Source organism: Halomonas sp. 113 (genome assembly GCF_904067645.1).
GTDB classification, from domain to species: domain Bacteria; phylum Pseudomonadota; class Gammaproteobacteria; order Pseudomonadales; family Halomonadaceae; genus Vreelandella; species Vreelandella titanicae.
This window is the reverse complement of sequence record NZ_LR881453.1, coordinates 2,865,857-2,888,189: the sequence shown is the minus strand read 5'-3', so window position 1 is coordinate 2,888,189 and position 22,333 is coordinate 2,865,857. Positions and strand designations below refer to the sequence as shown.

The following is a 22,333-nucleotide window of genomic DNA, read 5'->3' as shown; positions in this document are numbered from 1 at the left end:
AGCTAAAAGGCTTCGCCCCCTAAACGCTTAGGGAGCGAAGCATCCTTGCGGTTTACTTGTTGGCTGTTAACGCTGTAGTGACTCTTTTCTAGGCATTTAATCAATCAGCGCTGTGAGCGCTTAATCGTCGCTGCGATTAATGACCAAGTCACCCAGGTAGGGGAAGTCAAGGGCGTTGACTACAGGCTCAATCTCAACCCCTTCAGCGGCCGCGTAAGCAAGGTTCTGCCAGTGCAGTGTGATATAGCCGACGTCTTCATAGAGCATGGCTTCGGCTTCGCGCAGCATTTCGTTGCGTTTTTCCAAATCGGTTTCACTATCGGCTTCGGTGACGAGTGCGTCGATCTCTTCGTTGCAGTAGCCACCGTAGTTGTATTGGCCAGCACCGGTCTCTTCATCGAAGCAGAAGGTTAGATACTGGAAGAAGTTAGCGGTATCTTCGGTATCCGCGTGCCAGCCGATCATCGCCATATCCGATTGGCGGGTATCGTACTCAGGCCAGTACTGCGCCAGGGGCATGGTACGCAGGTCAACGTCAATATTGATTTGTGCCAGCATATTGGCGACCGCTTGGGCGATCTGGGCATCGTTTACGTAGCGATTGTTGGGGGCAATCATTTCAACGCTGAAGCCGTCTGCGTAGCCCGCTTCGGCCATTAGCTCTTTGGCGCGTTCAATATCGTAGCGTGGCGTTAAGTCTGGGTTGTGACCGGAGTAACCTTTGGGTGATATCTGTCCGGCGGGCGTCGCGAAGCCGCGCATTAAGCGGTCGGCAATGCCTTCCTGGTTAATAGCCAGATCAACCGCTTGGCGAACGCGGGCATCCTGGAAGGCTTCAACGCGGTCTTCGTTCATTTGGAAGCCAATGATACGCGTACCGTCAACCTCAACCAGATTAACGCCGTCGGCCTCGCGTACGCGATCCAAATCGTTGGGAGGCACGGCATCAATAAAGTCGACACCGCCAGAGAGCAGGGCGGCAACCCGTGAGGCGTTCTCAGCGATGGGTGTCAGCACGATATTAGAGACATTGCCTTCGCTTTCGGTATCCCAGTAGTCTTCGAAGCGCTCAAAATCTACCCGTACACCCTGACGGCGGTCAGTCACCATGAACGGACCAGTACCGGAAACATTGCGCGAAGCAAAGGAGTTGCCAGCTTTAACGATCTCACCTTTGTCGTTGCCGCCCTCGGTTTCACCGCTATAGAACTCGCTATCCATCGGGAAGATGTAGGTAGCCAGGTTGAGTAGCAGCGGGTAAGGTTCGGTGGTGACAATTTCAACGGTGTAGTCATCAACGGCTTCGGCGCTGGCAACCGGCTCAAAAATAGCGCGATAGTCAGGGCTCTCTTTCAGACGCTCAATGGTCCATACCACGTCTTTGGCGGTGAATTCGTTACCTGAGTGGAAGGTAACGCCTTCACGCAAGGTCATGCGCATGGTGGTTTCGTCGACCTGCTCCCACTCGGTGGCTAAGCGCGGCTCAAACTCAAAATCTTTTGTCCAGCGCACCAGCGGATCAAATGCCATATGAGAAAAGCGCAAGACGCCGCCAGAAAGCTGCTCGTGGATATCGAGGGTTTCAGGGTCGGCGGAGTAGCCAATACGCAGCGTTTCAGCACTTGCGGTCATCGGTAGTAACGTCGTACCCGCAACCACTGCACCAATAACGGAAGCCAGTAAGGTTTTCTTGAGCGTCATCATCGTTCCCTTAAATCATTGTTTATTTTTCGTTTTACCGCCGTTTTCTTGGCTAGAAGCACCCTTCCCGCCAGGAAAGCGTCGGCAAAACAGACACGGTCAGTTGTTAAGCCTATTTACAACACAAGCGCACAACCTAGGCTTACAACATAGAGAGTGCCTATCGCGTCATACAATCGAAATAATGACAGGCATCATTCGTCTACTGAATGATGGGGCTAATAGCGGCATGCTGAAGGCTTGTTTTAAGACGAAAGTAGTAAGCGAAAAGCGACACATAATAGGGCGGAAAATCTTATGTGGAAAAAAATTGGGATAGCGTTGATGGGGGTTTGGCTACCTATCACTGGTTTTGCCACTGAGCCTGTGGGGCAAAGTCCTCCTCAAGGTGGCTCTGAGCGCGCGGCGCCTGAAATAGCAGGGTCGTTGGATGATGAGTTGCGGGAGTGGTTTATTTTACGCCATGGTAATGACTCAAATGCCTCATTCGTAGAGCTAGGCGACGATATCAATATTGATATCGCTGGCTCTGTTGACGATGAGAAGTGGGACGGCGAGGAGGCGCTCTCTATTAGCCTGACCGTGAACGAAGGGCAGTTGATCAATGCAGTGGTTATTTATTCCATTGGGGCTTCTATTGCCCCGCCGCTGTTCACCTCTGAAGGGGGGGAAGTAGTAGTAACACTGACTCACTATGACCGTACCAGCCAAACGGTTCGCGTAGCTGGGAAAATTGAGGGGGCGCTGGGACTGCAAGTCGAGCTAGGTGAACCGCCAAGCCAGGAAGAGGGCATTGAGATCGACGTGGCGTTCGATGTAGAGGCGCAAAAAGTAGAGTTCTAATGCCCAGGTCGACGTTTGCCGACCTGGTGACAAGACCTCAGTGGCTATCCATGTCCATCAAAAGCGCTTAACCGAACTGCTGGTGCAGCCAGGCATTAATAGTGTCAGATTCGTACATCCACTCTTCACGCCCATCGTCGTGGGTGATTCTCAAGCAGGGCACTTTGACTTTGCCACCCCCTTCCAAGAGCGCCTGCTTATGGGCAGGATCAAGTTGAGCATCACGTACCTCAATGTTTAAACCCAGCCGCGCTATCTCTTTGCGCACCTTGATGCAGAAAGGGCAGGTGCGAAATTGGTACAGCGCAAGGTTCTGGCACGCTTGATCCACCTTGGCTTGTTCTTCAGGCGTACGCTCTACTGACTTAGGCGTGGAAAGCTTCTCGGAAATCAGCATGACCGGGGCGAGCACCAAGCGAAGACCACGAAAGAAATAGCGAATTAAAATGCGCATCAAAAAGGCTCCTGTGCTGAGATGTTGGCTTACATCAGCGTGACAAATGGGAAGAAAGGGATCGTCATCATTAGTAAACAGTGGCCGCATCCTGCAACAACTAAAGGGATTTGTCACTTGAGTGGTGCTTTGTCAGCGTTTATGGCGATGAATAGATGAGCAAATAGCCTCAACATGCTAGGCTACTTGGCTATTTTTACGCCATTTTTTGGCTTTTAGTGAATTGGTTTACGGGCGATTAACGGGGCGAGAGCCATGCATCTGCATATTATGGGTATCTGCGGCACCTTTATGGGTAGCCTGGCACTGCTGGCGCGTGAAATGGGGCACCAGGTGAGTGGCTCCGATCAGAATGTTTACCCACCCATGAGCACCCAGTTGGTTGATGCGGGCATCACCTTAATGGAGGGCTACCACGCCGAGCATCTGTCGCCAGTGCCGGATCTTGTCGTGGTGGGCAATGCCTTGTCACGGGGCAATGAAGAGGTTGAAGCGTTACTCAATAGCGGCCTGCCGTATACCTCGGGTGCGCAGTGGTTGGCGGAGCACGTGCTGCCCGGCCGACGCGTCATTGCCGTGGCAGGTACCCACGGTAAAACCACCACCGCAAGCGTATTAGCCTGGCTTTTAGAGAGTGCCGGCTTAGCGCCGGGGTTTTTAATCGGTGGCGTGCCGCGTAATTTTGGCGTGTCGGCGCGTTTGGGTGATCCGCAGGCGCCGTTTGTGGTGGAAGCTGATGAGTACGACACGGCTTTCTTCGATAAGCGTTCCAAGTTTGTTCACTACCGTCCGCATATCGCCATCCTCAACAATCTTGAGTTTGACCACGCTGATATCTTCCCCGACTTGGCAGCCATCGAACGCCAGTTCCATCACCTGGTGCGCACCGTGCCTAGTCGTGGCCACTTATTAGTTGCTGATGAGCAGCCCGCCCTTGAACGTGTGCTGAGCCAGGGCGCTTGGACGCCGGTAGCGCATTTTGGCGACCAGGCCGCGAGCGAATGGCAGCTTAAGCTAGAGCGCGCCGACGCCAGTCGCTTCCAGGTGATTTATAGCGGTGGCGAGCCCGGCCTGGATGAAGACGGGGTCGTCGAGTGGGCGCTAACCGGCGAGCATAACGCCCGCAATGCGTTGGCAGCGCTGGCGGCGGCGCATTTGTGTGGGGTTGATTTAGCCCGTGGCTGTGCGGCGCTGGCGCGTTTTGAAACACCCAAAAGGCGCCAGGAGGTGCGCGGCGAAATCAATGGCATTCAGGTGATCGATGATTTCGCCCACCACCCCACGGCGATTGCCGCGACGCTCAAAGGTCTACGTGCGGCCACCACGAAAGGACGCCTGCTGGCGGTCATCGAGCCGCGCTCCAATACCATGCGTTTAGGTGCTCTGCGCGAGCGGTTACTCGAGAGCGTGGCTGACGCTGATGGCGTTTTTTGGTTTCAGCCCGCCGGGCTCGACTGGTCGATGGACGAGCTGGTTGCCACGCAAGGTGCGCATGCCCAGCTGTTTAGCGATATTGATACGCTGGTGGCAGCAGTGGTCACTCAAGCGTCACCGTTGGATCGCATTGTGGTGATGTCCAACGGTGGCTTTGAGGGCGTGCATGAACGCTTGCTCGCCGCATTAGCCGCCGCTAAGGAGGGGGACACGTGATAGATAGAACCGACGCCTCGTTCAAAAAGCCGATTACCGTGGCCCTTACCGGCGCATCCGGGGCTCAATACGGTTTGCGCCTGATCGATGTATTAGTCGCCGCAGGTCATGAAGTGTGGGTCATGATTTCGAAAGCTGCGCACATGGTCATCGCCACAGAAACAGATATTGAACTACCCGCCCAGCCCCAGCGTTTAGCCGAGGCGCTGAGTGAGCGCAGTGGGGCACAGCCTGGTCAGATCCGCTGCTTTGGCCGCGAAGACTGGATGGCGCCGGTGGCATCAGGCTCTGGCGCGCCCTCCGCCATGGTGGTGTGCCCGTGCTCTACCGGCACGCTTTCTGCCGTCGCAACGGGGGCTAGCAATAACCTGATTGAGCGGGCGGCGGACGTGGCGATTAAAGAGCGCCGAACGCTGGTGCTGGTGCCGCGGGAAAGCCCATTTTCACCGATTCACTTGGAGCACATGTTGGCATTGAGTCGCTTGGGAGTGGTCATTTTGCCGGCGGCTCCTGGGTTTTATCACTGCCCGCAAAGCATTGATGATCTGATTGATTTTATTGTCGCGCGTATTCTCAACCAGTTGGGAATCGAGCATTCGCTGGTGCCTCGCTGGGGAGAGGTCGGAGATAAGGATGAGTGATCTATGATGTCGTGGGCCACGCTGTCGGTTTTTGTGCCAACGTTTCTGTTTGTCTCGCTAACCCCAGGTATGTGCATGACCCTCGCCATGGTGCTGGGCATGACCCAAGGCGTCAAACGCACGCTGTGGATGATGATTGGCGAGTTGCTCGGCGTGGGCTTGGTGGCGGCGGCCGCTGGCGCAGGCGTGGCGGCGTTAATGCTGCGTCAGCCAGAGCTGTTTGTGCTGTTTAAGTGGGTGGGCGGCGCTTACCTGGGTTATTTGGGTATTATGATGTGGCGTTCCCGTGGGCGCATGGCGATTCCCAGCGAGCTTGATGCGGGCCCACCCGCTAGCCCCCTGCAGTTAGCCATGCAAGGGTTTGTTACCGCGGTGGCAAACCCGAAAGGGTGGGCATTTTTTATGGTGCTGCTGCCGCCTTTTTTGGATAGTAGTCGCCCACTGCCGGGGCAGCTCAGCCTGCTGATAGCGGTCATTTTGACCATTGAGTTTGTCAGCATGCTGGTCTATGCCACCGGCGGCAAAACGCTACGCAATGTGCTCGGTAAAAGCGGCAATGTCCGGCTCCTGAATCGCATCGCCGGAACACTGATGATTGGGGTAGGCCTGTGGCTTGCCTTGGGGTAAAGCGGTGTCGATTTAAAGCTAAACCGGTGGGAATAAGCCGACGCGAGCGCTGATAAGCACTAGCGATGCCAGGCTGAGCAGAAGCCACGGGCAGGGTCGCATCGACGGGCGCGACTGCTGCTGCCAATGAAGTAGCGTGAGTGCGCAAACGACCAAGCCGAGTAGCGCGCCTCCCACCAGATCACTGAACCAGTGCACGCCCACCACCAGTCTTGATAGCGCCATGGGCAGCGCAAGCGCTAGTGCTATCCAGTACACCCAAAAGCGTTTTTGACGGGGTATCTCGGCCGCAACGAACGCCGCTGTAAGGCCAACGAGCACCACGGCGGTGGAAGTGTGGGCGCTGGGGTAGGAGAACGAGCCCATTAAGTAGTCCGGTGTCTCTGGGCGAGCACGACCAAACAGCCCTTTGCCTACTGTGTTTAGCAAGGCGACGCTGGCAAAGGCGCCACTCCAGTGCAGTAAAGCCTCCCATCTCTTGCTCACCAGCATCCATGCTGCCCAAGGCAGTGTTAAAGCGATAATGCCTAGGGTGTCGCCAATGCGTGCAAAAACATTCCCCGCTCGGTACAAAACATCGCTTTGCAGCCAGGAGAACAGTTGCTGAATGAACAGATCAATCTCAAGCGGTTCATGGTGGGCGATGACCAGCAGTGTCCAGCCAGACAGACTGCCTAGCGCTATGACCAGTAACAGTAGTGAAGCCAAGGGGACATCGCCGGTTTGACTCATGGCCAGCCATGGCCTACGTAGTAGCGGCATACGGCGAACGCTGACAGCAATAGCCCGGTAAAGTCGCCCATGCCGTGTCGCCTGATGCCGACCCCAGGAGAAAATCACCGCGAGCACGACAATGATCGCTGCGAGGATAAGCAGCGCAGCCTCTATGCCTGGCGGTAGATTCAAATGGTGCTGCCAGGTACGCCCCAACAAATAGCCGGGCAGTATATAGGCAGGCGCCCACAGTGCTGCAGAAGTGACGTTAGCCCAAATAAAGGTGCGTGGTGGCATACGCATCATGCCTGCTACCAAGGGAATAATCGGTCGCACCGGACCGACAAAGCGGCCGATAAACACTGACCAAATGCCATAGCGCTCAAAGAACCGTGCCCCGCGGCCCAACCATTCGGGATGCAGGGAAAGGGGCCATCTCTGAGTGACCTGCTCGTGATGTTTAAAGCCCAGCGAAAAACTGACGCCGTCGCCTAAAATAGCGCCTATGAAGGCAGCACCGATTAACCATGCCAAGCCAAGATCCTGATGTCCCGCCAGGGAGGCTGCGGTAGTGATTAACACCACGCCCGGCACCAGCAGCCCGATCAAGGCAAGTGACTCTACTAATGAAATCGCCAGCACCAGACAGACGATCAACGCAGGCGATGGCGTTAATGAGTGGAGCAGATCGGCTAGCGGCAAGGAGAGTACTCCAGCGTCAGATAAGAGACATTGAAAAGGCAGACTAGAGGTTGGCGAGGGCGGCGCCGCGGGTTTCCAGGCGCTTTACATAGTGTGCAAAGTGCTCGGTGCGACTGGGTAAGCAGGCGGCAATGCGCGCTTCCAGTTGACCGGTTTCTACCAGTACACGCTGTGACAGAGCTCTTTGTAAACGCTCGCGTACCAACAGAGCGCCGCTTTCACTAGTGTCAGGTAGAACCAGCCAAAAAGTGGCGCTGTCCGCGCGCCCCAGCACATCATGATCGCGACAACGGCTATTCACTTCACCGCATAGCGCTCCCAGCAGCGCCGTTTGCGCACGATGGCCAAACTGCTCTGCTGCCATATCCAACTGCGGTAAATGCAGTACCAGCACTGCCAGTTGCTGATTGAGCATGGCAGCGCGCTGGAACTCGCTGTTTAAACGCTCTTTTAGCGTGTCCATGTGGAAAGCTTCACAGTCGCTGTCGTTGGGGTCGGTAGCTCTTAAGAGTGCACGGCGACGAGCATGCTCCCAGCGGGGGAGGGCAAGTAACAGTGTTAAAGCAGCATAGCCCACGATAATCGCCGGTGGCGCAGAGGCGACCGAAGGAAGCAGCCACCACAATGGCCCAATGGCAATATTAATCAGCATTGCGGCCCATAGCGGTAGCAGTAAAAACGCGGCGGTAATCGGCAGGCCTAACCATAGAGGTGATACCTGCGGCTGAAAATAGAAAGCGCCGAGCACTACCGAGTAGGTACTGCAGAGTAAAATAATGCGCGGCAGGTAGCTTTTCACGCCCTGCCCTATATGCATTAGCAGGGCGGCCATTAGCAGCAGGGTCATAAAGGTGGGAATCAGCAGGTCGCGGTAGTCACCCATGGCATACAGCCATAGCGCGTAGCCCACCATCAACGCGATACTGGAAGTATAAGCCAGGGTCATTAATCGTTTGGGGAGGTGCTCGATCATACCGTCTCCCGCACCCGCTCAGCCGGAAGTTTGCTGATCTCAAACACCGAAAGCGTTGCCGGTTCGATATCGATTAATTCAAGGTGTTCACTGGTAATATTGTCGGGTAAGTCGGCGAGTAGTAGGCTGCGTCGTTGAGCGGCTTCTCTAGGTGAGCGGGCAAGAATGAGTGTCACCAGCGTTGTGCTGCTTAAGCGGTAAACGTTTTCAAAATCATAGGTTAATTCGCACAGCTTTTGCGCCATTGGCCACAGTTGGTGGCGTTTTACGTGCAGAATAAACAGTTCCGCATGAACGCCTTCACGCTCGCAGCGCGTTTGTTCACGGGCGATATCGCGCAGCAACTGCTCACCGGCCCAAAGGTTAAGGCCGGGAATCAGTCGCAGGCGTTGGCGAATGGAGCCGTTCATATCAATAAGCTGCTGTGCTCTGGATAAGGCCAGCAGACCAAGCACCAGCAGTGAACAAATCAGCAGCACAAGCGCTGACGCCTCCAATTGAGGTGCTACCATTACAGCGCTAATCAGTGCAGCGCTGAGGTTAAAAGCGGCGACCCCATTGTTTTGGGGCAGCATCAGCATTGCGGCCCAGGCCCAGATTAAAATGCCGTGTCGTTCTGGAGCAGTGGCAATTAAACCCAATAGCAGTGCACCCGGTACAATTTGCCATGGCAATCCTCGCGAACGACGGTGGCTAAAATCAAGCATCAGTGCGGTGATGAGTAACCAGCCGACTGATAGCCACAGCACTAGGGCAGCAGCAGGGGGTGTAGCGGGTGTCCATAGTGCCAAAGCGACGGCAGCAGCTAAAAGATTGGCACGTAGCAGGCGGATTTTGTACTTGCTTTGCATGGTGACTTACTATTCGTCCTGAATGACCAGATGTATCTCATCAAGTAAAGTAATTGTAGGATAATAAATGTACGCGAGACATATTAGTGCCTTAATCGTCCCCAGTATAACGATGAAATGACGTAACATAAGCAAAACATGTAAAACGCGATACATGGTTAATTAAAAAATTAAAGTATCCTTCCGTACGGAGACACTATGAGCGCTTCAACACCGTTCCAAGACGAGGCCCATCAGCACTTAATTGCCGGGAATGTGCCCGCCTACATGCAGGCCTTGGGGCAAGCGGCGCGCCGTGCCGCCAGTGAACTGCGGCGGGCGGATACCGGGTTGAAAAACCGTGCGCTAATGGCTATGGCGCAGCGCTTGACCGAGGCGCGAGCCAAAATACTGGATGCCAACACCGAGGATTTACAGCGTGGCCGCGAGAACGGTTTGGAAAGCGCGCTGCTGGATCGCTTAGCTCTGAACGACGCGCGTATCGACGCCATGATTGAAGGGCTACAGCAGGTAGCGGGCTTGCCTGACCCGGTGGGCGAAATTGGCGATATGCGTTATCGGCCTAGCGGCATCCAAGTGGGCAAAATGCGCGTCCCGCTGGGCGTCATCGGAATTATTTACGAGTCGCGCCCAAATGTAACCCTGGAAGCCGCCAGCCTATGTTTGAAGTCGGGCAACGCCTGTATTTTGCGCGGCGGGTCGGAAGCCAGCCAGTCAAATGCCGCCATTAGCGCCTGTATCCAAACGGGGTTAGCTGATGTAGGCCTGCCAGCGGGTAGTGTGCAGGTAGTCGCCACCACTGATCGCGCGGCGGTGGGTGAAATGATTAGCATGCCGGAATATGTCGACGTGATTATCCCCCGCGGTGGAAAGTCGTTGATTGAGCGTATCAGCCGTGATGCCCGCGTACCGGTTATCAAACATCTCGACGGTGTTTGTCATGTGTATATCGATACCACCGCTGATCCCGCCAAAGCGCTAGCCATCGCCGTCAATGCGAAAACTCATCGCTACGGCACCTGTAACACCATGGAAACGTTGCTGGTTGATGCGCCGATTGCTGACCTGCTGCTGCCGGAACTGGCCCGCGCTTATGCCGAACATGAAGTTGAACTGCGTGGCTGCCAGCGTACGCAGGCATTGTTGCCACAGGCGGCAGCTGCTGAAGAAGCCGATTGGTATGCCGAGTATTTGGCCCCCGTGCTGGCAATCAAAGTGGTCGATGGTATCGATGAAGCGATTGCCCATATTGAACAGTACGGCTCTCACCACACTGATGCGATTGTCACCCAGGATTATTCACTCGCACGCCGCTTTATGGCGGAAGTCGACTCCAGTTCGGTGATTGTGAATGCCTCTACCCGGTTTGCCGATGGTTTTGAGTACGGGCTTGGCGCTGAGATCGGAATTTCAACCGATAAGCTTCACGCCCGTGGGCCTGTCGGTTTGGAAGGGCTAACCACTCAGAAATACGTCGTATTTGGCGATGGCCAGGTGCGTGAATAGGGTGGTGGCATGAGTCAAACGGAGCAGCGTATCGGCATGTTGGGCGGCACCTTTGACCCTGTTCATCTGGGGCATTTGCGCAGCGCGGTAGAGTTGCATGAGGCGCTGTCGCTTGATCGGCTACATATGATACCGGCTCAACAGCCACCGCTACGTGGGCGACCCCAAGTCTCGGCGAAACAGAGATTGGCGTTATTAGAAGCGGGTATCGGTGCGACGCCTGGGCTGATCGCCGATGACCGCGAGCTGCGCCGTGACGGCCCCTCTTATAGCGTCGATACACTGGCTGAGCTGCGTGGGGAAGTTGGCGAACAGGCCCGTCTGGTGATGGCGATTGGTTTTGATGCCTTTTTGCGGCTCGCCCAGTGGCACCAGCCGGAGCGCTTGTTTGAGTTTGCTCATCTAGTGGTGATTGCCAGACCGGGCTATGACGATCCGTTACCGGCATCATTAATGGAACTGGTAGCGCATCGCAGAGTCGATAGCGTAGACGCATTGATGCAGCGGCCTTGCGGCGGCTATCTGCCATTGGAACTGCCATCACTGATGGCGATCTCGGCGACGTATATCCGCGAGCGTTTGGAGGCCGGGAAAAGCGTGCGCTATTTACTGCCAGAAGCCGTTGAATTGGCCATTACGCAGGACGGACTTTATCGACAACGCGAATAGCGCTGGCAGTCATCAAAGAAGCCGTTACAATGGCCGGCTTTATTGACCGATTAACCAATAAGGTTGTCTTTAGGAGTCATGCACATCGATACATTGAAAAATCTAGCGGTTGACGCGCTAGAAGAACTGAAAGCACGTGACATTACACAGTTGGATGTTGCCAAATTAACCGAGGTTACCGACCTCATGCTGATTGCCAGTGGCACTTCGACCCGCCATGTGGCTGCCCTGGCGCAAAACGTCGTGGAAAAAGCCAAGGCTGCAGGGCTTGGCCCGCTGGGCGTTGAAGGTGGCGATAACGCCGATTGGGTACTGGTCGACCTGGGGGATGTCGTTGTCCACGTGATGATGCCCGAGGCACGCACCCTGTATGACTTAGAGCGGCTGTGGGCCGATCTGCCCAGCGACTCGGGTGCCATTGGCGACTCTCTTGAGCGCTTCCAAGAGCGAGCCGGCATGTCATGAAGATCCGGCTGTTAGCGGTAGGAAGCAAAATGCCTGGCTGGGTAGAAGAGGGCGTCAATACTTACCGCAAGCGGCTACCGAGAGATTTTAATCTCGAGATAGAAGAAATTGCCCTCGGTCAGCGTGGCAAAAATGCAGATATCGCGAAGGCGCGTGCCCAAGAGGCGCAGCGAATTCGCGACAAGTTGCGTGGCGACGAGTATCTAGTCGCGCTGGAAGTCAAAGGTAAGCCTTGGACCACCGAACAGTTAGCGCAAGAAGCCGATGCCTGGCGCATGGCCGGGCGAGATATTGTCCTGCTTGTGGGGGGGCCAGACGGTCTCGAGCCCTCGCTCTCTGCGACGGCTGACAAAACCTGGTCGATCTCCCCGCTGACGCTGCCTCACCCGCTGGTGCGGATTATGCTGGCCGAGCAGCTCTACCGTGCCTGGACACTACTGGTAGGTCACCCTTATCACCGCTGACGGCTAACTGAGATGGTGAGCGATCACTGTTATGGACTGCTGCGCCTTTTGTTTGATTTGATTGTTTGATTTGAGAGTCATCGTTACCATGCTCAAGCGCCCCAACACGCTAAAAAACTCCGAGCAAGAACTGCGTATTTTTCGTGTTAGAGCGCTACTCGCGGTGTTAGTAGTTTTTACGCTTGCAGGCTTGCTAACGAGTCGCTTGGTTTATTTGCAGATCGTCCAGCATGATATGTACAGCACGCGCTCCGAAAACAACCGGGTTCGCGTCGAGCCGCTGCCGCCGAACCGCGGTTTGATCTATGACCGTAACGGGGTGCTGCTGGCTGAAAACCGTCCCACCTACAACCTCACGCTGGTTCGCGAGCGTGTCGATAACCTAGATGAAACCCTAGCACTATTGGTCGACCTGCTTGAACTGCCTGAAGAGGAGATCGAGGCGTTCAATGTGCGTTCACGCCAACGCCAGCGTCCTTTCCAGCCAGCCCTCCTTACCAGTGACTTAAGCGAAGCACAAATTGCCCGTTTGGCGGTTAATCGTCATCGTCTGCCTGGAGTCGAAATAGAGGCTCAGCCGCTGCGCTACTATCCCGATGCCGAAATCATGGCACACACACTGGGCTACGTTGGGCGGATTAACGCCGAAGAGATGGAAACCCTGGACGCGGGTCGCTACGCAGGGACTCATTTTATCGGTAAGACGGGGGTTGAGCGTTTTTACGAAGAGGAGCTGCACGGTCAGGCAGGCTTGCGCAAAGTTGAGACAAACGCTCGCGGGCGAGTCTTGCGGGAGCTTGGGCGAACCGATCCGGTGCCTGGTAAGAACCTAACCCTAACCCTGGATAAGTCGCTGCAAACACTGGCTTACGAATTGCTGGATGGTCGTCGTGGCTCCATTGTGGCTATCGTGCCGGGCACTGGTGAGATCCTCGCCATGGTATCGACACCGGGTTTTGACAGTAACCAGTTTGTCACCGGTATTGATGTTGCGTCTTATCGCGCTTTGCAGCAAGACCTTGATCTCCCTCTGTTTAACCGCGCGACTCGCGGTCACTATCCTCCCGGCTCTACGATTAAGCCCTTTCTAGCGCTCGCGGGTTTGGTGGAAGGGGTAATCACTCCAGACAGCACCATAAACGACCCTGGTTACTACCAATTGCCTAATGATTCCCGACGCTATCGCAACTGGCTGCGTTGGGGGCACGGGCGGGTCGATTTAGAACGAGCTTTAGCGGTATCTAATAACACCTATTTTTATACCCTTGCGCACGATTTAGGCATTGATGACTTACATGATCAAATGAGTAATTTTGGCTTTGGCCGGCGTGTAGCCCATGACGTTCAGGGAGAGAGTGGTGCTTTGATGCCTTCGCGAGATTGGAAGCGTGGCCGCTTTAACCAGCCCTGGTATCCCGGGGAAACCCTCTCGGTGGGGATTGGACAAGGCTATTGGCAGGTAACACCTCTCCAGCTAGCCAGTGCTACGGCAACGCTGGCCAATCGGGGCCATTGGGTGAAACCAAGGCTGGCCCGACAGATTGGTGATACCCCTGTGCCGCGTGATCTGCCGGATACGTTAGATGATATTGTGCTCGCCAATGATAGCTGGTGGGATCGTGTATTCAGCGGCATGGAAAAGGTGGTTAGTGGCACGGAAGGCACTGCCCGGCGAACCGGTGTGGGCCTTGAGTACCGCATGGGCGGCAAATCAGGCACCGCACAAGTATTTTCGCTGGGGCAGGATCAGCGCTACAACGCCGATGAGCTGGCCGAACGACTGCGCGACCACGCTCTGTTTGTGGCCTTTGCGCCGTTGGATGACCCCCAGATTGCCGTCTCGGTTATTGTTGAGAATGCCGGTGGTGGCAGTACCCACGCAGCGCATCTGGCCCGTGCAATGACCGATGCCTGGTTACTTGAGGATGAGGCCCCCGACGTAGAGGAAGTGCGTGAAGTGTTGGAAGAAGATGATGCCAATGTGGAGGGAAACTAAGCCATGCCTTGGCATTATATAGCCCGTTCGATGCGTGGCCATCCTGTTCGCCCGCCTGAGAGTGGTATCGCCCGGCGGAAAAGTATCTGGGAGCGAATCCATCTCGACCCTTGGCTGCTAGGTTTGCTATTGCTGCTGATGGGGAGCGGTTTAATCGTTCTTTACAGCGCTTCCGGACAATCTATTGATGCAGTGATTGGCCAAGGCGTGCGTTTTCTTATCGCGCTGGTAGGCATGGTAATTATTGCCCAGTTCTCGCCCTCAACCTTTTTGCGCTTTGCTCCATTGGCCTATTGTGTTGGCGTAGCCATGCTGATTGCCGTTGATGTAGTGGGTGATGTGGGCATGGGGGCGAAGCGCTGGCTAGTGATTCCTGGTGTGATACGTTTTCAGCCATCGGAAATGATGAAGTTAGCTGCCCCGTTAATGGTTGCTGCCTATCTAAATCGCTGTGAACTACCGCCCCGCCTGCGCGATATTGTCGTGTGTGGGGTCATTATTGGCGTGCCTGTGGTACTAACCGCGATCCAACCCGATTTGGGTACTTCGCTGCTGGTATCTAGCGCGGCCCTGATTGTCGTGCTACTGGCGGGCTTGTCGTGGCGTTTGATTGGATTTATTACCGCGCTGGGGGCTGCCGCAGTGCCGCTGCTCTGGATGAATATGCATAACTACCAGCGTCAGCGGGTATTGACGTTTCTCAACCCTGAAAGCGATCCGTTGGGGGCAGGCTGGAATATTATTCAGTCGACCACGGCCATAGGTAGTGGAGGGCTATGGGGCAAGGGGTGGCTGCAGGGTACCCAGTCCCAACTAGAGTTTTTACCTGAGCGACACACCGATTTCATCATTGCCGTCCTGGGCGAGGAGTTTGGTTTGGTGGGTATGCTTGTGCTGCTGTTCCTATATCTATTGATTGTCAGCCGAGGTTTGTGGATGGCTAGCTCCGCGCAGGATACCTTTGGGCGTTTGGTGGCAGGCAGCATCATTTTAACTTTTTTTATCTACGTGTTCGTCAATATGGGCATGGTGAGTGGCATTTTGCCCGTGGTGGGGGTGCCGCTGCCATTGGTTAGTTATGGCGGCACCTCTAGCGTGACCTTGTTAGCGGGTTTCGGTATTCTCATGTCGATACATGCGCATCGTCGGTTACTGTCGCGCTAGCGATGCTGTCTGCTTCAGACGCTAATGTTGCTCGGTAATGGATAATTCAGGATTGAATAGCTCAGGAGTGGAGAGCCAATGAACAAGGTTCAAGGGAAGACGAGCAGCTATGTGTTGGCCGCGCTGATGTGCTGGGTGACCCCCATGGCGTTTGCTGATCAGCCTTCACCGCAGGCTCAGTTTGAGACTCCTCACCACTTTGCTCCCCAGCAAAATGCTGACAGCCAAGCGCTGGTGGAAGAGCTGGTCGAGCAAGGGTTGCCGCAAGACTGGTTGGCAGAAGCGCTGGGTCAGGCGAGCTATACCCAAAGCGTATTAGATGCCATGGAAGGAGCTGCTGAGCGGCGTCTGAAGTGGTACGAATATCGTGCTATTTTTCTGACCCAGCAGCGCATTGAAGAGGGCGTGGAGTTCATCGATGCTCATGCCGACGCCTTGGCGCGCGCGGAAAGCACCTATGGTGTGCCCGCTGAAATCATTACCGCTATTATTGGCGTTGAAACTTACTATGGTCGCCATAAAGGCCAGCATCGCGTGCTGGATTCGCTAGCCACACTGGCGTTTCATCATCCTGCAAGGGGGGCTTTTTTTCGCGGTGAGCTAGCGGCCTTTTTACGTATTGCCTACGAACAGCAGGTCGACCCTACCGAGTTGCGCGGTTCCTATGCCGGTGCGATGGGTTACCCGCAGTTTATTCCCACCAGTTATCAAGCCTATGCCGTGGATTTTGATGGCGATGGACGACGTGATCTTTGGGAGAACCCGGTTGATGCGATTGGCAGCGTCGCGAATTACTTTGCCGAGCATAACTGGAAGCCGGGAGCTGATATCTACCACCAGGCCACTGGGCCAGACGTAATGCCCGTAGAGTTACTCCAGGAACTCTCATTTAACCAAACCTCACCTCCTGCGGTGAGCATTGCTCAGTTGGCCACTCATGGGATTGAGCCCAGCGAGCCACTTGATGATAATTTGCCAGTGGTGCCGTTGGCGCTTGAGTTCGCCAATGGAGAGACCCGTTACCGGTTTGGCGAGTATAATTTTTACGTGATTACCCGCTACAACCATAGTCACCTCTATGCCATGGCCGTAGCCGAGTTGGCAGAAGCGATTGCTGAGCTGCACGAGGATGAGGGATGAAGAGCAAATTGAGGATTAGCCAGCGGGCGGTTGGCGCGATTGCCTTACTGGCGCTGGTCAGCGGCTGTGCCAGCAATGACACTCAGCGGGTAGATGCCTCCGGTTCCGCGAATCAAACGGCGGCTCCGGCTTCAACGGCGGCCAACACTAGTGGTGGCCGCTATGCCATGAGTGGTGATGCCTATCCGCTCGAGCCGCCGGATGTTACCAAGGTGCCTGATGCAGAGCCCCGCATCGAGCAGCCTTCCAGAGCGGGCAACCGCTCTAGCTATGAAGTGTGGGGGAAAACCTATCAAGTGCTGCCTGATGCAACGGGTTATGAGAAACGTGGTACGGCCTCCTGGTATGGCGAAAAATTCCATGGCTACGCGACCTCAAACGGTGAAATCTACGACATGTATAAGATGTCGGCGGCACACCGTTCGCTGCCTCTACCCACCTTTGCGCGAGTCACAAACCTGGATAATGGGCGATCGGTCATTGTGCGAGTGAACGACCGTGGCCCCTTCCACAGTGACCGTGAGATCGATCTCTCCTACGCGGCAGCCGCCCGGCTAGGCTTCCTCGACAATGGTACCGGTTCCGTGAAAGTGGAAGCGATCAACCCTGAGCAGTGGCTAGCCGAGCACGGCAAGGGCGGTGGCGGCGCTTCCCCCCAGCCTCGCGTAGCCGAGGCACAGCGGGTTGCTGCAAATGCTTCTTCTATGCCCGTTCCGCCGGCGGCGTCTGCTGCATCTGCGGCTGATCCTTCACCACAGACACAAACAGCGCAGCCGCCAAACGAAGGGGAAGCTGGCGACGCAGTGTATCTGCAGATCGCGGCACTGGGTAATCCGGAAGGCGCTCAGCAGTTGCAGCAGCGTTTACAAGGTGAGCAGCCCCATGCGGTGCGTATTATGAACGACGCTGACGTTTATCGTGTTCAAGTGGGGCCCATCGCTCCGAGCCAAGAACCTCAAGCGCGAGAAACACTGCGCCAAGCAGGGTTCCCCCAGGTCTTTGTTGTGCGATAATTCACCCCCTGTTTATTTCCGGTGGCGCGCCTTACGCGCCGCCGTTTTTTAAAATAAGCTTTTCAAGTAAGCTTTCAAGTAAGTGAGACTGACGTTATGAACGTGTTTACATCCATTGGTCGCTCTGCACGCCTGTGCCTCTTCGCTGCCATGGCGACGGTTGCTGTGCCTGCCAGTGCCCAGCCAACGCCTCAGCCGGTAATTCCGCAGCCGCAAACCATTATCCCTTCAGCCCCTCAGTTAGCGGCAAGTTCGTGGATTCTGATGGATGCTAACAGTGGCCGTATCTTGGCCGAGCATAATTCCGATGAACGTTTGCCACCAGCAAGTTTAACCAAGCTGATGACCGCCTATTTGGTAGAGCGTGAGCTCAATCGTGGCACCATTAAGCTCACTGATATGGTTAATATTAGCGAGAATGCCTGGCGCACCGGCGGCTCGAAAATGTTTATTGAGGTGGGTGATCAGGTTTCGGTGGATGATTTACTCCACGGTATCATAATTGTGTCGGGCAACGATGCCAGTGTCGCCATGGCAGAGCATTTGGCGGGTGGTGAGGTGCCCTTTGCCGATCTGATGAATCAGCATGCCACGCGGTTGGGCATGAATAACACCAACTTCCAGAACGCCACTGGCTTGCCCGCCGACAATCACTACTCAACGGCCCATGACTTGGCGCGTTTATCCCAGCACATTATTAATGATTACCCTGATCACTACGAAATCTACTCCCATCGTACGTTTTCCTATGGCGGTATTGATCAGCCCAACCGCAACCGTTTGCTGTGGCGTGACCCTTCGGTGGATGGCCTGAAAACCGGCTGGACAACGGAGGCGGGGTTCTGTCTGGTGTCTTCAGCTAAGCGTGACGATATGCGCTTGATTTCCGTAGTGATGGGCACCAACTCTGATGAAGCACGCGCTCAAGAAACCCAAAAGCTGCTCAGCTACGGTTTCCGCTTTTTCGAAACCATGAAGCTCTATGAGCGCGGTGCCGTATTGGCAACGCCGCGGGTTTGGGGCGGCGATATCAATGAGCTGCGTGTTGGTGTCGATGAAGAAGTCTTTATGACCCTGCCACGCAACCGCAACGAAGAGCTGCGTGCGCGCCTAAACCTCAATCCAGACCTACAGGCACCGATTGCCATTGGCGACGAGGTTGGTACGCTGGAAGTGCATTTAGGTGATGAAGTGGTCGGTGAGCGCCGCTTAGTGGCGCTGGAAAACATCGAAGAGGGTGGTCTCTTTAAGCGCTTGTTCGATCAGGTGCAGCGCTTCTTTAGTAATCTGATTAGTAATTTTACGGATTGATTATAGACTTACAGCCGGTAGGTTGATGGGTTCTAGCGTATATCTGTGATGAACCCAGTCTTTGTGAAAATCAGTCTTTACGAAATAGGTTTGTTATGAAAAAAGGTGCTCCGGGACTTCGTGATTTGCGCCAACCGGCGGCTCAGGAGCCGCCTAAAATCACTTTCCCATGTGATTACTCGTTAAAAGTTGTCGGCGATGCGGCCGAAGATTTTCCTGCCTGTGTGTGCCAGGTGATTGTGCGCCATGACCCTGACTTCGATGCAACGGCAATGCAGGTGGTCGATAGCCGCAATGGCCGTTTTCAATCGGTACGTGTGGTGATTAGAGCGACCGGAGAGCAGCATATTAAAGAGTTGTTCGACGACCTCAAGGCTACTGGCCGTGTGCATATGGTGGTGTAACCGTGGAAAACACCGTGCCGATTGAGTTGCACGATTTGGGTCACCAAGCCTACCTGCCAGTGTGGGAAGCTATGCGCACGCTAACCGATACACGGGATGCGCAAACCCCTGATCAGTTCTGGTTGGTCGAGCATGACCCGGTGTTTACCCAAGGCCAGGCTGGCAAGCCCGAACACCTGCTGCTGCCCGGCGATATTCCGGTGGTGCACGTTGATCGGGGGGGGCAAGTCACTTATCACGGGCCAGGGCAGGTGGTGCTGTACCCGCTGCTGGATGTACGGCGGGGAAAAATTGGCGTGCGCGATTTAGTCACTGCATTGGAGAATGCCGTGATTGACGTCTTGAGCCACTATGGCGTGAGCGCCCGAGCTTGGCCCGATGCTCCAGGGGTTTATGTGATGACAGAAGCGGGTGAGGCGAAGATTGCCTCACTGGGTCTGCGTATTCGGCGGGGGGCGAGCTTTCACGGCGTGGCGCTGAATGTAAACGGTGACCTGACGCCTTTTTTGCGCATTAACCCCTGCGGCTATGCAGGTATGCCCATGGCGAAGTTGGCTGACCTCGTCTCGTTGCCAGGGGATCATCGGGTGGGTGAGCAGCTGGCCGAGGCGCTAGCTAAACGGCTAAACCGCGAATTGGTCAGTGTCGAGAACACGCCACTGTAAAAATTGGGTCACCTTTATTAAAAAAACGGTTCAAAAAAACGAGGCTTATAAAGCGGGTCTTAAAACCCGCTCCATACATATTAGCAAGCCCCGTAGAACGCTTAATTTAAGCCTATCCTACGTTGAGCGCTGGAATAATATTGGGGTTTGCTTCTTGCTCCTGACCGGGAATCGCGGCAGGTGAGGCGAGCCCCAGATTGTTTTTCTCAAACACGCGATCAGCGCGGTAGCTTGAACGTACCAGCGGGCCAGAGGGCACTTCCATAAAGCCTTTTTCCAGGCCAATCACGCGGTAGCGATCAAACTCTTCAGGCGTTACCCAGCGCTCAACCGACAGGTGATTTTTGGTCGGGCGAAGGTACTGGCCAAGCGTGACAATATCGACGCCGATCTCACGTAAATCATCAAACGTTTGCAAAATCTCTTCGTCGGTTTCACCCAAGCCCAGCATCAGGCTGGTTTTGGTGATGATATCTGGGCGGTAGCGCTTGGCATGAGCAAGGACATCGAGGGTTTTGCGGTAACCTGCCCGCCGGTCACGCACTCGGCCTGTCAGGCGTTCCACGGTCTCCACATTTTGGGCAAATACCTGTAGGCCTGAATCGACGACGCGTTCGATAGCGGCAAGGTCACCATCAAAGTCGGGCGTCAAGGCTTCGACTACCACCTCGGGTGTGCGCGCTTTGATCGCGCGAATGCAGTTGGCGTAGTGGGTTGCGCCGCCATCGTCGAGGTCGTCACGGTCAACTGAAGTCAGTACGATATAACGCAGCCCCATGAGCTCTACAGATTTGGCCGTGTTTTCAGGCTCTTCGTGGTCAAGCCAGCCCTGGGGGTTGCCGGTGTCTACTGCGCAGAACCGACAGGCGCGGGTACATACCGAGCCCATCAGCATGATAGTGGCCGTGCCGTTGCTCCAGCACTCGCCCATATTGGGGCAGTGGGATTCAGCGCAAACAGTGCTTAATCGGTGGGTCGCGACGTTTTTCTTGACCGCTTCAAAACGCTCGCCACCTGGAATCTGTGCTCGCAGCCACTTGGGTTTGCGCTCAAGCTCAACAGAAGGGGCCTCTGGCTGCGCTTTGCGCTGCTTCATGCCATCCTTGATCACCGACATGCCATGTTCATTACGGTATTTTTCACCGCTGGACACGCGCTGCGAGGGGTTATTGCTCATAGTGACAGAGCCTCTCTTCTGTGCGGTAGGCCGAAGGCGTAAAAAAGGTTTAACCCTGTTCCAAGCCTGCCTATTGATACCTGGTTAATACGAAGTTTGCTCAATATTTTATCGCGCTAATGATGGCTAATGTAACATATCTCGCTGCCAACAAGACACCGTAAGCCATCACTCGCCTTCAGGAGGGAAGTATCGGCAAACAGGCTACCCCATGGCTGGGTAAGGGGCTGGCGGGCGCCTGAAAGTGACGGCGATAGTCGGGTAAGTGTTCACGGATGAAACTCAAAAATAGCTCGGCGACCGGAGTGGGTAAGCGCTCCCGCGTATAGACCGTGCACCAAGAGCGGTGGATGGGAAAGTCGGGCAACCCCAGCTCAAACAGTAACCCCTGCTCAAGCTCCAGCTGCACCGCCAAACGCGGCAGCACGGCAACACCTAAGTGAGCCATGACGCCCCCTTTAATCGCTTCATTGGTACCTAACTCAATACAGTGGGGAAGGGCGACCTGCTGACTGGCCGCCATCTGCTCAAAAGCGTTGCGTACGCCGGAACCGGGTTCGCGCATTAGCACGTAATGGCGCGCAAAGTCTGCTAAGGAGGGTTGCGGCATCGAAAGTAGCGGATGCTCGGGCCAGACGACGGCGATCAGTTCGTTATCAATAATCGGCATCACTACCAAGCGATCGTCTTCAGGCACCATGGCCATGATAACCAAGTCGTCCTGCTGCTCAGCCAATCGATCGAGTGCCTGGCAGCGATTGCATACCTTTAAGCGGACATGTACTTCGGGATAGTGAGCACGGAAGCGGGCAAGTAAGTAAGGCACCACATATTGGGCTGAGGAAACCGCTGCGATGTTGAGTTCGCCGCTTATTTTGCCGTTAATATCCGATAGGTTCATTTCCAGCCGTGACAGTTGGCCAAAAATTTCGCGCGCTGAGTGGGCGAGGGTATCGGCGGCGGGAAGCGTGTGAAGCGTTTTACCCGCATAATTAAACAGAGGCTGACCCAGTGCCAACTCAAGCTGCCGTATTTGCGCGCTGACTGCTGGCTGGGTCAGTCCCAGTTGCTCAGCTGCACGAGAGTAGGAGCGCTGCCGATGCACCGCCTGGAAGACCTGGAGTTGCCGAAATGTTAGGCGATTGAGCAGATTGGGGGATGACATAAAAACCTCGTAGTGAGCACCCTTTAACTAATATCAAA

The 22,333-nt window shown here is 55.1% G+C and carries 22 protein-coding genes; 15 read left to right on the top strand and 7 right to left on the bottom strand.

Translation table 11 applies throughout. The features are described 5' to 3' along the window. Positions 1-120: 120 nt before the first annotated feature. Positions 121-1,701, bottom strand: a complete 1,581-nt coding sequence (locus YERSI8AC_RS13625) for an ABC transporter substrate-binding protein (protein ID WP_039859107.1) — start codon at positions 1,699-1,701, stop codon at positions 121-123. Positions 1,702-1,998: 297 nt separating this feature from the next. On the opposite strand from YERSI8AC_RS13625, the gene YERSI8AC_RS13620 reads away from it, so the two are divergent. Next, positions 1,999-2,544 carry a hypothetical protein gene (locus YERSI8AC_RS13620; protein WP_159176888.1) on the top strand — a complete coding sequence of 182 codons (546 nt, stop codon included), beginning with the start codon at positions 1,999-2,001 and terminating at the stop codon, positions 2,542-2,544. Positions 2,545-2,611: 67 nt separating this feature from the next. On the opposite strand, the gene YERSI8AC_RS13615 is transcribed toward YERSI8AC_RS13620, so the two are convergent. After that, positions 2,612-2,998: a glutaredoxin family protein gene (locus tag YERSI8AC_RS13615; RefSeq protein WP_022523151.1), complete on the bottom strand. Its 387-nt coding sequence runs from the start codon at positions 2,996-2,998 to the stop codon at positions 2,612-2,614. 255 nt (positions 2,999-3,253) lie between these two features. Here YERSI8AC_RS13615 and mpl point away from each other — a divergent pair, with 255 nt between their 5' ends. Genes mpl through YERSI8AC_RS13600 form a run of 3 tightly spaced genes read left to right on the top strand, consistent with a single transcriptional unit; the run spans position 3,254 to position 5,916 of the window. Further along, positions 3,254-4,648 carry a UDP-N-acetylmuramate:L-alanyl-gamma-D-glutamyl-meso-diaminopimelate ligase gene (mpl, locus tag YERSI8AC_RS13610; protein WP_159176887.1) on the top strand — a complete coding sequence of 465 codons (1,395 nt, stop codon included), beginning with the start codon at positions 3,254-3,256 and terminating at the stop codon, positions 4,646-4,648. Next, on the top strand, positions 4,645-5,289 hold the full coding sequence (locus tag YERSI8AC_RS13605) for a flavin prenyltransferase UbiX (protein WP_159176886.1): 645 nt from the start codon (positions 4,645-4,647) through the stop codon (positions 5,287-5,289). The genes mpl and YERSI8AC_RS13605 overlap by 4 nt, the downstream gene beginning before the upstream one ends. 3 nt (positions 5,290-5,292) lie before the next feature. Beyond that, complete coding sequence (locus tag YERSI8AC_RS13600) at positions 5,293-5,916, top strand: LysE family translocator (RefSeq protein ID WP_027957547.1); 624 nt, start codon at positions 5,293-5,295, stop codon at positions 5,914-5,916. 18 nt (positions 5,917-5,934) lie between these two features. Here YERSI8AC_RS13600 and YERSI8AC_RS13595 read toward each other — a convergent pair whose 3' ends face one another. From YERSI8AC_RS13595 to YERSI8AC_RS13585, 3 genes are read right to left on the bottom strand one after another with little or no spacing between them, the layout of a single operon-like run. Next, positions 5,935-7,332, bottom strand: coding sequence for a bifunctional DedA family/phosphatase PAP2 family protein (locus YERSI8AC_RS13595; RefSeq protein WP_022523153.1), 1,398 nt, complete (start codon positions 7,330-7,332; stop codon positions 5,935-5,937). A 43-nt stretch (positions 7,333-7,375) separates the two neighbouring features. After that, positions 7,376-8,305 (bottom strand): diguanylate cyclase domain-containing protein, encoded by a 930-nt coding sequence (locus tag YERSI8AC_RS13590; protein ID WP_159176885.1) that lies wholly within the window; start codon positions 8,303-8,305, stop codon positions 7,376-7,378. Then, on the bottom strand, positions 8,302-9,156 hold the full coding sequence (locus tag YERSI8AC_RS13585; RefSeq protein WP_009287000.1) for a hypothetical protein: 855 nt from the start codon (positions 9,154-9,156) through the stop codon (positions 8,302-8,304). Before YERSI8AC_RS13585 ends, YERSI8AC_RS13590 begins: the two co-directional genes overlap by 4 nt. 198 nt (positions 9,157-9,354) lie before the next feature. On the opposite strand from YERSI8AC_RS13585, the gene YERSI8AC_RS13580 reads away from it, so the two are divergent. The 11 genes from YERSI8AC_RS13580 (at position 9,355) to lipB (ending at position 19,953) form a co-directional block, all read left to right on the top strand. Then, positions 9,355-10,662, top strand: a complete 1,308-nt coding sequence (locus YERSI8AC_RS13580; RefSeq protein WP_022523154.1) for a glutamate-5-semialdehyde dehydrogenase — start codon at positions 9,355-9,357, stop codon at positions 10,660-10,662. 9 nt (positions 10,663-10,671) lie between these two features. Further along, a complete protein-coding gene (gene nadD, locus YERSI8AC_RS13575; RefSeq protein ID WP_022523155.1) occupies positions 10,672-11,331 on the top strand; it encodes a nicotinate-nucleotide adenylyltransferase in 660 nt (219 codons plus the stop codon). Positions 11,332-11,409: 78 nt separating this feature from the next. Beyond that, positions 11,410-11,796 carry a ribosome silencing factor gene (rsfS, locus tag YERSI8AC_RS13570; protein ID WP_022523156.1) on the top strand — a complete coding sequence of 129 codons (387 nt, stop codon included), beginning with the start codon at positions 11,410-11,412 and terminating at the stop codon, positions 11,794-11,796. After that, entirely contained in the window at positions 11,793-12,260 is a 468-nt protein-coding gene (gene rlmH / locus YERSI8AC_RS13565; protein ID WP_009286999.1) for a 23S rRNA (pseudouridine(1915)-N(3))-methyltransferase RlmH, read from the top strand. The genes rsfS and rlmH overlap by 4 nt, the downstream gene beginning before the upstream one ends. Positions 12,261-12,348: 88 nt before the next feature. Continuing rightward, positions 12,349-14,256, top strand: a complete 1,908-nt coding sequence (gene mrdA / locus YERSI8AC_RS13560) for a penicillin-binding protein 2 (protein ID WP_022523157.1) — start codon at positions 12,349-12,351, stop codon at positions 14,254-14,256. 3 nt (positions 14,257-14,259) lie between these two features. Continuing rightward, positions 14,260-15,420, top strand: a complete 1,161-nt coding sequence (gene rodA / locus YERSI8AC_RS13555; protein WP_041158541.1) for a rod shape-determining protein RodA — start codon at positions 14,260-14,262, stop codon at positions 15,418-15,420. 78 nt (positions 15,421-15,498) lie between these two features. Beyond that, a complete protein-coding gene (gene mltB, locus YERSI8AC_RS13550; RefSeq protein WP_009286996.1) occupies positions 15,499-16,560 on the top strand; it encodes a lytic murein transglycosylase B in 1,062 nt (353 codons plus the stop codon). After that, the gene (locus YERSI8AC_RS13545) at positions 16,557-17,573 is read left to right on the top strand and encodes a septal ring lytic transglycosylase RlpA family protein (protein WP_022523159.1); all 1,017 of its coding nucleotides are present in this window, start codon (positions 16,557-16,559) and stop codon (positions 17,571-17,573) included. The genes mltB and YERSI8AC_RS13545 overlap by 4 nt, the downstream gene beginning before the upstream one ends. 96 nt (positions 17,574-17,669) lie before the next feature. Further along, positions 17,670-18,884 carry a D-alanyl-D-alanine carboxypeptidase family protein gene (locus YERSI8AC_RS13540; RefSeq protein WP_022523160.1) on the top strand — a complete coding sequence of 405 codons (1,215 nt, stop codon included), beginning with the start codon at positions 17,670-17,672 and terminating at the stop codon, positions 18,882-18,884. 95 nt (positions 18,885-18,979) lie between these two features. After that, positions 18,980-19,288, top strand: coding sequence for an HP0495 family protein (locus YERSI8AC_RS13535; RefSeq protein ID WP_022523161.1), 309 nt, complete (start codon positions 18,980-18,982; stop codon positions 19,286-19,288). A 2-nt stretch (positions 19,289-19,290) separates the two neighbouring features. Then, on the top strand, positions 19,291-19,953 hold the full coding sequence (gene lipB / locus YERSI8AC_RS13530) for a lipoyl(octanoyl) transferase LipB (protein ID WP_022523162.1): 663 nt from the start codon (positions 19,291-19,293) through the stop codon (positions 19,951-19,953). Positions 19,954-20,065: 112 nt separating this feature from the next. On the opposite strand, the gene lipA is transcribed toward lipB, so the two are convergent. Next, complete coding sequence (lipA, locus tag YERSI8AC_RS13525; RefSeq protein ID WP_022523163.1) at positions 20,066-21,130, bottom strand: lipoyl synthase; 1,065 nt, start codon at positions 21,128-21,130, stop codon at positions 20,066-20,068. 178 nt (positions 21,131-21,308) lie between these two features. Next, positions 21,309-22,295: a LysR family transcriptional regulator gene (locus tag YERSI8AC_RS13520; RefSeq protein WP_027957536.1), complete on the bottom strand. Its 987-nt coding sequence runs from the start codon at positions 22,293-22,295 to the stop codon at positions 21,309-21,311. Between the last annotated feature and the right edge of the window lie 38 nt (positions 22,296-22,333).

Bases quoted from the DNA above. Each gene is read 5' to 3' on its own strand.
- YERSI8AC_RS13625 (WP_039859107.1), bottom strand. From the start codon at position 1,701: ATGACGCTCAAGAAAACCTTACTGGCTTCCGTTATTGGTGCAGTGGTT.
- YERSI8AC_RS13620 (WP_159176888.1), top strand. From the start codon at position 1,999: ATGTGGAAAAAAATTGGGATAGCGTTGATGGGGGTTTGGCTACCTATC.
- YERSI8AC_RS13615 (WP_022523151.1), bottom strand. From the start codon at position 2,998: ATGCGCATTTTAATTCGCTATTTCTTTCGTGGTCTTCGCTTGGTGCTC.
- mpl (WP_159176887.1), top strand. From the start codon at position 3,254: ATGCATCTGCATATTATGGGTATCTGCGGCACCTTTATGGGTAGCCTG.
- YERSI8AC_RS13600 (WP_027957547.1), top strand. From the start codon at position 5,293: ATGATGTCGTGGGCCACGCTGTCGGTTTTTGTGCCAACGTTTCTGTTT.
- YERSI8AC_RS13590 (WP_159176885.1), bottom strand. From the start codon at position 8,305: ATGATCGAGCACCTCCCCAAACGATTAATGACCCTGGCTTATACTTCC.
- YERSI8AC_RS13585 (WP_009287000.1), bottom strand. From the start codon at position 9,156: ATGCAAAGCAAGTACAAAATCCGCCTGCTACGTGCCAATCTTTTAGCT.
- YERSI8AC_RS13580 (WP_022523154.1), top strand. From the start codon at position 9,355: ATGAGCGCTTCAACACCGTTCCAAGACGAGGCCCATCAGCACTTAATT.
- nadD (WP_022523155.1), top strand. From the start codon at position 10,672: ATGAGTCAAACGGAGCAGCGTATCGGCATGTTGGGCGGCACCTTTGAC.
- rsfS (WP_022523156.1), top strand. From the start codon at position 11,410: ATGCACATCGATACATTGAAAAATCTAGCGGTTGACGCGCTAGAAGAA.
- rlmH (WP_009286999.1), top strand. From the start codon at position 11,793: ATGAAGATCCGGCTGTTAGCGGTAGGAAGCAAAATGCCTGGCTGGGTA.
- mrdA (WP_022523157.1), top strand. From the start codon at position 12,349: ATGCTCAAGCGCCCCAACACGCTAAAAAACTCCGAGCAAGAACTGCGT.
- rodA (WP_041158541.1), top strand. From the start codon at position 14,260: ATGCCTTGGCATTATATAGCCCGTTCGATGCGTGGCCATCCTGTTCGC.
- mltB (WP_009286996.1), top strand. From the start codon at position 15,499: ATGAACAAGGTTCAAGGGAAGACGAGCAGCTATGTGTTGGCCGCGCTG.
- YERSI8AC_RS13545 (WP_022523159.1), top strand. From the start codon at position 16,557: ATGAAGAGCAAATTGAGGATTAGCCAGCGGGCGGTTGGCGCGATTGCC.
- YERSI8AC_RS13540 (WP_022523160.1), top strand. From the start codon at position 17,670: ATGAACGTGTTTACATCCATTGGTCGCTCTGCACGCCTGTGCCTCTTC.
- YERSI8AC_RS13535 (WP_022523161.1), top strand. From the start codon at position 18,980: ATGAAAAAAGGTGCTCCGGGACTTCGTGATTTGCGCCAACCGGCGGCT.
- lipA (WP_022523163.1), bottom strand. From the start codon at position 21,130: ATGAGCAATAACCCCTCGCAGCGCGTGTCCAGCGGTGAAAAATACCGT.
- YERSI8AC_RS13520 (WP_027957536.1), bottom strand. From the start codon at position 22,295: ATGTCATCCCCCAATCTGCTCAATCGCCTAACATTTCGGCAACTCCAG.